Source organism: Mycobacterium vicinigordonae, from assembly GCF_013466425.1.
Lineage (GTDB): Bacteria > Actinomycetota > Actinomycetes > Mycobacteriales > Mycobacteriaceae > Mycobacterium > Mycobacterium vicinigordonae.
Genome location: NZ_CP059165.1, coordinates 4,362,672 through 4,374,590 on the forward strand (window position 1 = coordinate 4,362,672; position 11,919 = coordinate 4,374,590).

At 64.9% G+C, this 11,919-nt stretch carries 11 protein-coding genes; 5 read left to right on the plus strand and 6 right to left on the minus strand.

Annotated elements, in window-relative coordinates:
- Window positions 1–8 precede the first annotated feature (8 nt).
- Window positions 9–236, minus strand: a complete 228-nt coding sequence (locus tag H0P51_RS19525) for a DUF3618 domain-containing protein (protein ID WP_180914546.1) — start codon at window positions 234–236, stop codon at window positions 9–11.
- Between the two features lie 80 nt (window positions 237–316).
- Between H0P51_RS19525 and bcp the strand changes: the two genes are divergently transcribed.
- Window positions 317–790: a thioredoxin-dependent thiol peroxidase gene (gene bcp / locus H0P51_RS19530; protein WP_180914547.1), complete on the plus strand. Its 474-nt coding sequence runs from the start codon at window positions 317–319 to the stop codon at window positions 788–790.
- On the opposite strand, the gene H0P51_RS19535 is transcribed toward bcp, so the two are convergent.
- On the minus strand, window positions 787–2,124 hold the full coding sequence (locus H0P51_RS19535; protein ID WP_180914548.1) for a dipeptidase: 1,338 nt from the start codon (window positions 2,122–2,124) through the stop codon (window positions 787–789). The two genes, bcp and H0P51_RS19535, sit on opposite strands and share 4 nt — an antisense overlap.
- Window positions 2,125–2,286: 162 nt before the next feature.
- Between H0P51_RS19535 and macS the strand changes: the two genes are divergently transcribed.
- From macS to H0P51_RS19550, 3 genes are read left to right on the plus strand one after another with little or no spacing between them, the layout of a single operon-like run.
- Complete coding sequence (gene macS, locus H0P51_RS19540) at window positions 2,287–3,429, plus strand: MacS family sensor histidine kinase (protein WP_180914549.1); 1,143 nt, start codon at window positions 2,287–2,289, stop codon at window positions 3,427–3,429.
- A 23-nt stretch (window positions 3,430–3,452) separates the two neighbouring features.
- The gene (locus tag H0P51_RS19545; RefSeq protein WP_180919100.1) at window positions 3,453–4,082 is read left to right on the plus strand and encodes a response regulator; all 630 of its coding nucleotides are present in this window, start codon (window positions 3,453–3,455) and stop codon (window positions 4,080–4,082) included.
- A 60-nt stretch (window positions 4,083–4,142) separates the two neighbouring features.
- Window positions 4,143–6,047, plus strand: coding sequence for a DUF2339 domain-containing protein (locus tag H0P51_RS19550; protein ID WP_180914550.1), 1,905 nt, complete (start codon window positions 4,143–4,145; stop codon window positions 6,045–6,047).
- A 69-nt stretch (window positions 6,048–6,116) separates the two neighbouring features.
- Here H0P51_RS19550 and H0P51_RS19555 read toward each other — a convergent pair whose 3' ends face one another.
- The 3 genes from H0P51_RS19555 to H0P51_RS19565 form a co-directional block, all read right to left on the minus strand.
- Window positions 6,117–7,562 (minus strand): PE family protein, encoded by a 1,446-nt coding sequence (locus H0P51_RS19555; RefSeq protein ID WP_180914551.1) that lies wholly within the window; start codon window positions 7,560–7,562, stop codon window positions 6,117–6,119.
- Between the two features lie 527 nt (window positions 7,563–8,089).
- Window positions 8,090–9,691 (minus strand): cytochrome bc1 complex cytochrome b subunit, encoded by a 1,602-nt coding sequence (gene qcrB, locus H0P51_RS19560; RefSeq protein WP_246398088.1) that lies wholly within the window; start codon window positions 9,689–9,691, stop codon window positions 8,090–8,092.
- Window positions 9,692–9,839: 148 nt separating this feature from the next.
- Complete coding sequence (locus H0P51_RS19565; RefSeq protein WP_180914553.1) at window positions 9,840–10,739, minus strand: glycosyltransferase family 87 protein; 900 nt, start codon at window positions 10,737–10,739, stop codon at window positions 9,840–9,842.
- 65 nt (window positions 10,740–10,804) lie between these two features.
- On the opposite strand from H0P51_RS19565, the gene H0P51_RS19570 reads away from it, so the two are divergent.
- Window positions 10,805–11,488: a pyridoxine/pyridoxamine 5'-phosphate oxidase gene (locus H0P51_RS19570; protein WP_180914554.1), complete on the plus strand. Its 684-nt coding sequence runs from the start codon at window positions 10,805–10,807 to the stop codon at window positions 11,486–11,488.
- 25 nt (window positions 11,489–11,513) lie between these two features.
- Here the strand turns inward: H0P51_RS19570 and acpS are convergent, their stop codons facing one another.
- Entirely contained in the window at window positions 11,514–11,906 is a 393-nt protein-coding gene (acpS, locus tag H0P51_RS19575) for a holo-ACP synthase AcpS (RefSeq protein ID WP_180914555.1), read from the minus strand.
- Window positions 11,907–11,919: the final 13 nt, after the last annotated feature.

An 11,919-nucleotide genomic window follows, 5' to 3' on the forward strand; every position in this document is an offset into this window, starting at 1 on the left:
ATCGCTGGTCAGCGGTTTCTGATGCGGTGGATCACTACGATGACGGCGACGACGCCCACTCCCGTCAGCGACACCGTCACGATGGGCTTGTTCAAGAACTCGAACACCTTGGCCTTGACGTCGTCGGCGAGGCGGCGAGGATTCGCACGCTCAGCAAGCGAGTCGACGGTCGCCGCCAGTTGGTTGCGAGCTTGGTCGATCTCCTGCTTGATGGTGTCGGGATCGCGGTCCGCCACGTGTCTGTCCTCCAAGTCAGGCTGGTGCACTGACGAACTACCCTAGTGCCGACGCTTTGGTGATGAGAAAGGGATGCACCTTGACTGAGACCACGCGGCTGGCGCCGGGCGACAAAGCGCCGGCCTTCAGCCTCCCCGACGCCGACGGCAAGAAAGTTTCCCTGGCCGATTACAAGGGCCGACGGGTGGTCGTCTACTTCTACCCCGCCGCCTCGACCCCAGGCTGCACCAAGCAGGCCTGCGATTTCCGGGACAGCCTCAGTGAGCTGAACGAGGCCGGCATCGACGTGGTCGGCATCTCCCCCGACAAGCCGGAAAAACTGGCGAAATTCCGCGACGCCGAGAAGCTGACATTTCCGCTGCTGTCCGACCCGGACAAGAAGGTGCTGTCGGCCTATGGCGCCTTCGGCGAGAAGATGATGTACGGCAAGAAGGTCACTGGAGTGATCCGGTCGACGTTCGTGGTGGACGAGAAGGGCAAGATCGCGGTCGCGCAGTACAACGTGAAGGCGACGGGACACGTGGCGAAACTGCGGCGCGACTTGGACGTCTAGTCAGCCAGGTTGGCCAGCAGTAGGGCCTCAGCGATCGCCGCCCGTTCCAGCACCCCCAGGTGCAGGCTTTCGTTGATGCTGTGCGCCTGCGTTCCGGGGTCCTCGACGCCGGTGACCAAGATCTTGGCCTGCGGGAACGCTTCGGCGAACTCGGCGATGAAGGGAATCGACCCGCCCATACCCATGTCGATCGGATCGCTCCCCCAGGCCTGGCGGAATGCTGCCCGTGCTGCGTCGTAGACCGGACCGCTGGCCTCGATCGCGTACGGCTGGCCGACCTCGCCACGAATGATCTTCAGGTGAGCGCCCCACGGGACGTGCCGGTGCAGGTGGGCCTCGACGGCGTCCAGGTGTTGCACTGCATCACCGCCCGGCGCCACCCGGATGCTGATCTTGGCCCGCGCCCGGGGGATCAACGTGTTCGACGCTGCCGCAACGGAAGTGGTGTCGATGCCGATCACCGTGAGGGCCGGTTTGGCCCACAGCCGCTGAGGCACCGAACCCGAACCGATCTCGCTCACCCCGTCAAGCAGACCGGAATCGGTGCGTGCCCGTTCGGGCGGGTAGTCCGGGTAGTTCAGCCCGGTGACGTCGGTTTCGTGCAGTCCCTCGACGGCAACGTTGCCGTCGTCATCGTGCAGGCTGGCCAGCAGCCGCACCAGCACGCTCAGCGCATCGGGCACGACCCCGCCCCACAGGCCCGAATGCAATCCGTGATCGAGCGTGTCAACCTGCACTACGCAGTCGGCCATTCCGCGCAGCGATACGGTCAGAGCCGGCACCTCGGTGTTCCAGTTGTCCGAGTCGGCGATCACAATCACGTCGGCGGCCAGGGCATCGCGGTGTGCGGACAGCAACCGTCCCAGCGACGGTGATCCGGACTCCTCTTCGCCCTCCACGAACACGGTCACACCCACCGGCGGCCGACCGTCGTGCGCGCGAAACGCAGCCAAATGTGTTGCGATGCCTGCCTTGTCGTCGGCGGTACCGCGCCCGTAGAGCCGCCCGTCCCGTTCGGTCGGCTCAAACGGCGGCGAGTGCCACTGGCTGCGGTCGCCTTCGGGTTGCACGTCGTGATGGGCGTATAGCAGCACGGTCGGCGCTCCGGGAGGTGCCGGGTGATGCGCGATCACCGCTGGGGCGCCGCCCTCACTGACAGTCTTCACGTCGCCAAAACCTGCCCGCAACAACAACTCTGCCACCATTTGGGCACTACGATGCACTTGGTCGCGGCGGGCCGGGTCGGCCCAAACCGAGTCGATGCGCACCAGATCCTCCAGGTCATTGCGCACCGACGGCAGCACCTTGCGAACCCGCTCAACCAGATCAGCCATGGTTCCGAGGCTAACCGCCGTCCCCGGCCGGCCGATCACCGACGTGGCGTCAGTTGTGCGCTCAGTGATCAGCGGAAGGCTCACACCCATAATCGGCGGTCTGCGCACCGTCAATCTGGTTGTCAGGCCGAGCAACTCGACCAGCCTGGCTAAGCTGACCCGGTGACCACCGACGGCCCCGACCCCACGACGCCGCTGTGGCGGGCAGCTCAGCTGTTCCGGCTGCTGAGTTGCCTCTATGCGCTGGGCTTTCAGATTGCGGTCAATTCCGATCTGCGCCACCCGGCGCTGGGTTGGTCACTGTTGGCGGTACTGATCGGCTGGAGTGTCGCGTGTACGGTCGCTTACCTGCACGGGTTCGGTCGCCGCCCGGCGTGGGTGATCGCCGAACTCGTCGTCGTGGTGGTGCTCATGCTATCCACCGAAGTGGTCGCCTCCGGACAGTGGGCGCATAACAACCAAACCTGGCCGACCACGCTGTGGGCCAGCAACGCCACCATCTCGGCGGCGCTGCAATTCGGCCCGACCGGCGGAATGCTGACGGCCGTCGCAGTCGCGGCCACCAGTGAATTCGTCAAGGGCTACCTCAATGTCAACCTGGGCCGCAACGCCACCGTCATCGTCGAGCTGGCGGTCGGCCTGGCGGTGGGCTTGGCGGCCCGTACCGCCCGTCACGCACATGCCGAGCTGCAGCGCGCCGCCCGATTGTCGGCGGCCGTCGAGGAACGCGAGCGGCTGTCCCGGCAGGTGCATGACGGCGTGATTCAGGTGCTCGCCCTGGTGGCTCGCCGCGGCAACGAAATAGGCGGTGCCACAGCAGAACTCGCGACGCTGGCGGGTGAACAAGAACGCGCACTGCGCAAGTGGGTCACCTCGACGGATATGGAGACCGACCAGCATGACGCGACGATCGACCTGCGCGCGCTGCTGCGCCGCAGGGAATCCGATCGTGTGTCGATGAGTTTGCCCGGAACCGCGGTGCCCCTGCAGATCGACGTGGCCACAGAGTTGGATGCCGCGGTGGGCAATGCGCTGGACAACGTGCGCCTGCACGCCGGCCCGAACGTCCGCGCATTTGTGCTGCTAGAGGATCTGGGCGACTCGGTCGCGGTGAGCATCCGTGACGATGGTGTGGGGATCGCACCGGGCCGTCTCGAACAGGCGGCCGAGCAGGGACATGTCGGCGTCTCGAAGTCGATTGTGGGACGGTTGATGTCGTTGGGCGGCAGCGCCGAACTAAGCACCGCCGAGGGTGAGGGCACCGAATGGGAGTTGCTGGTGCCGCGAGGTAAGGGGACATCGTGAGCGAACAGACTGAGCCGACCGTAATGGTCGTCGACGACCACCCCATCTGGCGCGACGCAGTGGCTCGAGATCTCGCCGACGACGGGTTCGACGTAGTCGCCACCGCCGAGGGCGTGGCGGCGGCGCGCCGCCGAGCCGCCGTAGTCAAACCGGACGTGGTGGTGATGGACATGCGCCTAAGCGACGGCGACGGCGTGCAAGCGACGATAGAAGTCCTCGAAGTCTCACCCGACAGCCGGGTACTGGTGCTCTCGGCGTCCGACGAACGCGACGACGTGTTGGAGGCGGTCAAAGCCGGCGCGACGGGCTACCTGGTCAAGAGCGCGTCCAAAGCCGAACTGGCCGAAGCCGTGCGGGCCACCGCGGCTGGGCGCGCGGTGTTCACCCCGAGTTTGGCCGGGTTGGTCCTGGGCGAATACCGGCGCATCGCACAGAACCCGAGCCCTGGTCCGACCACCCCCAGCCTGACCGAACGCGAGACCGAGGTGTTGCGGTATGTCGCAAAGGGCATGTCCGCCAAGCAAATCGCCGAGAAGCTGTCACTGAGCCACCGCACGGTGGAGAACCACGTACAGGCCACATTCCGCAAGCTGCAGGTGGCCAACCGAGTGGAACTGACCCGCTACGCGATCGAGCACGGGCTGGACGAATGACCAATTTCGGGTAGTCCTACTCATCCGGTAAGCCGGGTGCCCCCGGCAGGGTGGACCACTATGACCCAATCCCACCAGCCGGACCGTGCTGTCCTGACTCGGCTGACCCATGAATTCGAGTCACTAGCCCGTCAGATGTCTCGGGTATCCGGCGAACTCAGCCAGCTGGATCGACTCTTTGCGGCTTCCGCTGTGCCTGCCACAGCGGCGTCCGTCGCACCGCCGACAAACACCCCGGCGCCGCAAGCACCGCCCCAACAGCCCGTTCCGCAGGTGTCGGCACCAGTACAGCCAGTGCCGTATTGGCAGAACTACTGGCAGTACTGGACCCCCGCCTCGGCAAACCCGCGGCCCCCGCATCCGCCGCGGCAACCCGCGCCGCGAACCGTTCCGGCGCACCCGGTGCGGCCACAGCCAACTCCTCCCCCCGCACCATCCGAACAAACCGAATCCCGGTGGATCGGCAAAGTTCTCGCCATCGCGGGTGTGGCCGTCACGCTGATCGGCGTCGTGCTGCTGCTTGTGCTCGCCGCAAAGGCCGGGCTGCTTCGACCGGAGATCCGGGTTGCCGGCGGGTGCGCACTGGCGGCCGGCCTCGTGGCCGTGGCCACCCGGTTGCGCGGCCGCCCGGGCGGACACATCGGAGCGATCGCCCTGGCCGCCACCGGCATTGCCGCAGCGTATCTGGATCTCATCGCGGTCGTGACCATCTACAAGTGGATCCCGGCACCGGCCGGCCTGGTGCTGGCTGCCGTTGTGGGCGGCGCGGGCCTGGCCCTGGCCCGCCGATGGAACTCCGAGCAGCTGGCGCTGTTGGTGCTGGTGCCGCTGATCGGCCTCGCACCGGTGCTGACCCACGGCGTAGACCTGCTGCTCGTCAGCTTCATGCTGGCCTTGTCCGCCGCGGCGTTGCCCGTTCAGCTCGGCAAAGACTGGATCTGGATGCACGCTGCCCGGATCTCGGCGCCGACGCTGCCCCTGTTGATCGGGTTGGTCGCCGTCAGCGAACACGACAACGCCTGGTTGCTCGGTGGCGCCTGCGGGGTCGCGGCGATCCTGGCGGTTGCCGGCGGTCTGATCCTGCTGCCGACCATCACTAACAAGACCGCGCTAACGGTTCTGACAATCGCGGGCACGCTGCCCGTGCTTGCTAGCGCCACCGGCGTCAATCACGCGCTGGCAGCGGTCCTTTCGGCTGCATTGGCCGCAGCCATGCTGGCGGTCGCGCTCCTCGGTCACCACCCGCGGACCGTCACCCAGATCTGGTCGTCGTGGTCGGCGATCTCGGCGTTGGTCGCGCTGACCGTTGCCTTCGACGGATACATCGAAGGCCCGCTACTGCTCGCACTGGCCATCGTGGTGGCTGTCGCCGGCCGGGGTGATGCCGTAGCACGTTGCGCCGCAGCCGGCTTCGGTGTGATCGGCACCGGCGTGTTCTTCGGTTACGCACCGTTGCACGCACTGGTGCGGGCGACCTCGATGCCGGCGTCGGTTGCGGTGTCCACGTTGGCGTCCAGCCTGCTCATCATCGCGCTCACCGTCGTGGTGACACGGGCGTGGGCGGACATGGAGAAGCACAACCCCGACCTGGTCCACTTTTGGTTCGCCGCGGCCGGAGCCCTGGTGACCTATACAGTCACCGCGTTCACGGTGACCGCGGGAGTCCTGATCGCCGGCGCCGGCGGCGGGTTCCTGGCCGGACACATGGCGGCCACCATCATCTGGATCGGCCTGGCGGCAGCTCTATTCGTCTACGCGCTGCGGGTCGGCGGGCAGGGGCGCCACCAGGCGATCACCGCCGGGTTGGCCCTGACTGCCGCAGCGACCGCCAAGCTGTTCCTGTTCGATCTGGCCACGCTGGACGGCATCTTCCGGGTGGCGGCGTTCATCGTGGTGGGTCTGGTGCTGCTAGGTATGGGGGCGGGCTACGCCCGCAGCCTTGCCTCCGGAGATCAACACACCTGAGTCCCTTCCCGCACAAAGGGAAAACCGGGGCCCCGCCGAAAAGGACCAATTCGGCGGGGTCCCCAGTTTTTACGTGAGCGGCGCTGCGCCAATCGCCTGCGCCAACTGCTGCGGCAGATAGCTCAGCAACCCTGGAACGATACCGCCGAACATCGCCCCAGTGAGCGGGGAGAAGGGAACCTCGGGATCAAGGGTGAGTTGGGCGAACTGCAGCGGAGTGAGAAGTCCCCCCAACGGAATCGCGGTGATCGTGTCGAGGGTGAATCCAATGTTTACCGGAACGTGCAGAGGCAGTACGGCCTGGCCGTTGAGGAAGCCGTTGGCGATCACCGCGGGCGCACTCAACATGGACGCTGCGGCACCCGACAGGTCACCGGCCTGGATTGCGGACATGACCGCCGCCAGACTTGACTGGGCGGCCCCGCCCGTGGTGATCAGCGGACCGATCGCATCGATGGCCAGAACCAAAGGCAGCCCAACGTGCAACGGTATTGCAAGGGACGCGAGATTGATCGACTGCGACAAATCGGTCACTGTGGTGAGCAGGTTGGTGGCATTCTGCGCCATCATCGCGGGGATCGAACCGGCCGGCAGCAGGTCAGTGAAGTTCTGGGCCATCTGCCCGGGAATCGTGAAGATCGGCGCTAGATCCCCGATCGCGCCGACCGGCGTGACGACAGCAACACCAGTGTCCAGGAGCGTGCTGCTGAAGCCGGTGATGAACGGTGCCAGCAAACCATTCGACAGGGTGTTGAACGCCGTGGTGAAGTCTCCGGCCGCGAGCGCCTGACCCGCAGCTTGGAAACTTGCCGGGAGTGCCTGCAAACCCGTGACGAAATCATATGCCGCGGCATTCAGCGAAGTCGAAATCGTGTTGAAATAGCCGATCTGATTATTGACGAACCATTGTGCCAGCGCGCCGGGCTGAAAATTCTGCAGACCTTCTACCGCATTTTGGATTGAAATCGGCAGGTTTGCCAGCTCGGCAGGAAGATTCGCCACAACATTGACGAACCCGGTACCGATCTGCTGCAGGTAGCCGGCCTGATTTGTCAAGAATTGGCGGAGGAATGGCAGCGGATTCGCCGAAATGGCGCCCCCCAGACTTTGAAGATTCGCTGCGGTGGTGGCGAACAACGTCTGGTACGGCCCCACAACCTCGCTGGCGAACGTCGCGAGCCCTTGCAAGGGCGAGGTACCTGCGGCGGCACCCACCGCGCCCAGCAGTGATTGCGCGGTAGCCTCCGCCGCCACATACTGGCTGGCGCCCGCGTTCAGCAACCCGACGAATTCGTCGTGAAATACACTGGCCTGCTGACTGATCGCCTGAAACTCCGCGCCATGTGAGCCGAAGAGTTGGGCAATAGCCGCGGAAACCTCGTCGGCTCCCGCGGGCAGCACTGCGGCGGTCGCAGCCGATGCCGACGCGGTCGCCTCCCCGAGCGCCGACCGGATACCCGCAAGGTCGCTGGCAGCGGCCTCCACAAGTTCCGGCACCGCGACTACAAATGACATACCCGTCTCCTTCGACTCGATGGCGTTGTGACCCCTGGTCATCCCAGCAGGTCCGAATTTAAACAGTGATTGCCGAAACAGTCAATTATCACAGGGAATTGACAGCTAATTTTACTGAACTATAGGGCGTCTAATTATGGGCACATCCATTGAGCCCTAAACCCGTGGGATTTAGGGCGCAGGAGTCGCCCACCTTGGAATGGAAATTTCAAGTATTACTTCGAAACTAGCTTATTGCTGCCAGCCGTTTGAATTGCTCACGAGCGAAGCTGGACGCGGGTCGTTCAAGGGGAAGATACAGCGCGCCAGTGTGGCGCCTCGCCGGCGACGATCGGGTTAGGCGCTGTCGCGGCGTTCGTTCGCGACCCAAGGAATCGATCCGACATCTCATACCCTTCGACACGCTGCTTCATCGAACTTGCGAGTAACTTACTAACGAGTAGGTTATGCGCCTTGCATGTTACTTCCCAGTAGGACATATGTGCAACAACCGCTTTTGCCCAGGCCAGCAGCCCGGCGCCGCTTCCTCAGCGGGATCGGCGAAGCGCGGCGATCAGTCGCTGAGCCGCCTCCCGACGAGCCCCCGAAAGCGCCGCGTCCTCCGATTGCGGGTCAGCAAGCAAGAGGCTGCCGCTGCCTGGTGAGCCGGCCGAGCCCAGTTTGTTCATCTTCTTGGGTAGCGGGGCGCCTTGGTATTCCAGCGGGATGGGGTGGCCGTGGTCGTCGACGGGCCCCAGAGGCTGGTGCAGTTCGATGTAGGCGCCGTGGGGCAGGCGCTTGATGATGCCGGTCTCCACGCCGTGCTCGAGTACCGCGCGGTCGCTGCGCTGCAGTCCGACGGCCCACCGGTAGGTGATGAAGTAGACCAGCGGCGGCAAGATCACCATGCCGATGCGTCCGATCCAGGTGGTGGCGTTGAGCGAGATGTGGAATTTGAACGCGATGATGTCGTTCATCGCGGCCAGCGTCAGGACCATGTAGAAGCTGATCGCCATTGCACCAATTGCGGTGCGTACCGGGACATCTCGCGGCCGCTGCAACAGGTTGTGATGCGCGTAGTCGCCGGTGAACCGCTTCTCCAGGAAGGGGTAAATGATCAACAGGATGAAGACCAAACCCATGATCAGCGCGACCCCCACGGTGGCTGGCACCGTGTGATGGCCTATGTAGATCTCCCATGCTGGCCACAACCGCTGCAAGCCATCCGGCCACATCATGTAGAAGTCGGGCTGGGAGCCGGCCGAGACCTGAGATGGCTTGTAGGGGCCCAGGTTCCAGATCGGGTTGATCTGCAGCAGTCCACCCATCAGGCCCAGCACGCCCACGATGCAGGCGAAGTACGCACCCGACTTCACCGCGAATCCCGGCATCACCCGCACACCGATGACGTTGTGCTCGGTGCGCCCAGGGCCGGGGAACTGGGTGTGCTTCTGGAACCACACCAACGCCACATGCACGCCGATCAGCGCCAAAATGATGCCCGGCAGTAACAGCACATGCAGCGCATACAAGCGAGGGATCAGCGCGGTTCCCGGGAAGTCGCCGCCGAAAAATGCCCAATGCAACCATGTTCCGATCACTGGTAGCCCCAGCGTGATCGAGGACAGCGCCGCGCGCAGGCCGATGCCGGAAAGCAGGTCGTCGGGCAGCGAGTAGCCGAAGTAGCCCTCGAACATCGACAGGATCAACAGCAGGGCGCCGATCACCCAGTTGGCCTCCCGCGGGCGGCGAAACGCACCAGTGAAGAACACCCGGGCCAGGTGCACCATGATCGAGGCGGAGAACATCAGCGCGGCCCAGTGGTGAACCTGACGCACGAAGAGCCCGCCGCGGACCTCGAAGGAGATGTTGAGTGCCGTCTCGTAGGCCCGGGACATCTCTACGCCGCGCAACGGCTGATACACGCCGTTGTAGGTGACCTCGGCCATCGACGGATCGAAGAACAGCGTCAAATAGACGCCGGTGATCAGCAGTACCAGGAAGCTGTACAGGGCGATCTCACCGAGCAGGAACGACCAATGCGTCGGGAACACCTTGTTGAGCTGACGACGCACCGCCGCCGACGGGCGATAGCGGGTGTCGATCTCCCGCGCTTGTCGGGTAGCGGCATCCGCCAGTTTCAGGTCCACGGCGACCATCCCCTCACGCCGGACCGCGACGTTGCAGGCCGGCAGTTCGCACGCGTTACTACACGCGGCTTACTACGTTATGTAGTACTGCACAGAGTAGTACACCAGTTAGCCCGTGTAAACGGAATCATCCGGCGCGCGCCCGCTGTTACACTCTTGGTCGGGCGAAACCCCTTTGACGACAAGCCAATACGATTGGAACCGCCATCAAAAAAGTAACAGCGCAGGCGGCGTAGTAGCCGCCAACGCCGGCCAGTCCGACGCCGGCCAGCCAGCACGCCAACGGCATTGGGTCGGCCGCAAGCCACGTGGCCAGGTCTCCCCCGATCGAGAAGTTGCCGGGATGGGTCAGTGGGCCGATGCGCTCCGTCTCGAAGAGCGCGTTCGTCCAGTAAGTAGCCGAATCAGTCGGCAGGACAATCCAAGTCAGCAGTACGATGGTCAACGCCGTCGCAATGGCTGTGGCCGACGGCCGCCACTGCCGAGTGATCAGCAGATACGGCACGAAGACGATCGCGGTCAACTTGACGCCGGCGGCCACGCCCACCGACCAGCCCCGCAATCGCGCAGCCGAGGGTCGGGTGAGGTCCCACACGACGACGGCCATCAACACGAGGTTGACCTGGCCCGGCCACAGCGTGCCGCGCACCGGCTCGGTGTCGAGGGCCACCAACGCCAACGCCACGCTGAGCAGCGCCAGCCGCCGGTCGGCACGATAGCCCAGCACGGTGGCGCAACGCCACACCGTTGCGGTCAGCGCCACAAAGGACACGAGCATCCAGAGCCATTGGGCCGCTGCGAAACTCACAATCCCCAGCGAGACGAACAGCGTAGCCGCGAAAGGCGGGTAGGTAAACCAGCCGCCCGACGGCAGCTCTGCGGAATATAACGGGCGACGGTGCAACACCTGCAGTCCGCCGTGCCGGTACACGTCAAGATCACCGGCGTTGGTGAACAGCCCCAAGTGTGAACCGGCATTGAAAGGTTCGAGCGCCTGTTGCACCAACAGCGCCGCCACCGCCAGCACGCCGGCAACGCCTACCGCCAACCACGGGATGCTAGCTCCCCCTCCCTCGCACACGACCAGTATTGCGCTCGGACTACGGTCGAGCCGTGACAAGTGACGGTCCACCATGGTCGGCTGCCGACGGCGGACGCTCTTACCTGCGCGGGCTGCCGGTATTGACAGGCACGGGCCCCGGGTTCGATCCCGCCGAGGCCGCCGCAAGTCCGGTGTCGCAGTTCGCGACGTGGCTACAGCATGCCGTGCAAGCCGGAGTGCCGGAACCGCACGCGATGACCCTATCGACGGTCGACTCGCGGGGAATGCCGCGAGCGCGGGTGCTGATCCTGAAGGCTGTCGACGACCGCGGCTGGCATTTCGCGGTCAGCTCGACGAGTCAGAAGGGCCGCGATCTGCGCGCCCATGCGGCCGCGGCGCTGACCTTCTACTGGCCGGCGCTGGTTCGCCAGGTACGAGTCACTGGTGTTGTCGTCAGCGACGGCGAGCGGGCAAGTGCAGAGGATTTCCTGGCACGTCCCGTCGCGTCGCGGGCAATAGCGTTGACCCTAAGGCAAAGTCAACCGCTGGTGGATCCCACAGAACTAGACGCCGAGATCGACAAAGCCCTCCGCAAGCTCACCGACGAGCCCGGCCTGGTTCCGGCTGAATGGATTTCATATGCCGTGCGGCCCAGCGAAGTCGAATTTTGGGAGGGCACACCGGATCGCCGGCACCGGCGGCTGAGCTACTACCGCGTCGGGGACACCTGGGATCGGACCCAGTTGTGGCCATGACACCCGCGCGTCACTGGGCCAACGGCTAGGTCGTCTCCAGGATCGCGACCGCCGCCGCGGTGTCGGCCTCATGCGTGAGTGAAACGTGAATCGTCACGTCGGCAAGGTGCTTGGCGACCTCACCGCTGAGCCGAACCCGAGGCCGGCCCCACATGTCGGTGACCACCTCGATATCGCGGTGGATGTCCTCGGGCAGCACCGGCCGCTGGGCAAAGCGCGATCCCGACCAAGCTTTGATCACTGCCTCTTTGGCCGCCCACCGGGCAGCTAGGTGCCGTGCGGCCGAGGAACTCTTGTCGGAGGCGTCGCGACGCTCACCCGGGGTGAAGGTTTCGGCGAACACCGTGCCCGGTTGATCGACCTGCTCGGCGAAATCGGGGATGGAGACGAGGTCAATCCCGATTCCAACGATGCCCATGGGTGGCCAGGTT

What these genes read in the sequence shown, in the direction of transcription:
- H0P51_RS19545 (WP_180919100.1), top strand. Translation starts at nt 3,453, where the DNA reads ATGGTCGTCGACGACCACCCCATCTGGCGCGACGCAGTGGCTCGAGAT.
- H0P51_RS19555 (WP_180914551.1), bottom strand. Translation starts at nt 7,562, where the DNA reads ATGTCATTTGTAGTCGCGGTGCCGGAACTTGTGGAGGCCGCTGCCAGC.
- acpS (WP_180914555.1), bottom strand. Translation starts at nt 11,906, where the DNA reads ATGGGCATCGTTGGAATCGGGATTGACCTCGTCTCCATCCCCGATTTC.
- H0P51_RS19550 (WP_180914550.1), top strand. Translation starts at nt 4,143, where the DNA reads ATGACCCAATCCCACCAGCCGGACCGTGCTGTCCTGACTCGGCTGACC.
- H0P51_RS19535 (WP_180914548.1), bottom strand. Translation starts at nt 2,124, where the DNA reads ATGGCTGATCTGGTTGAGCGGGTTCGCAAGGTGCTGCCGTCGGTGCGC.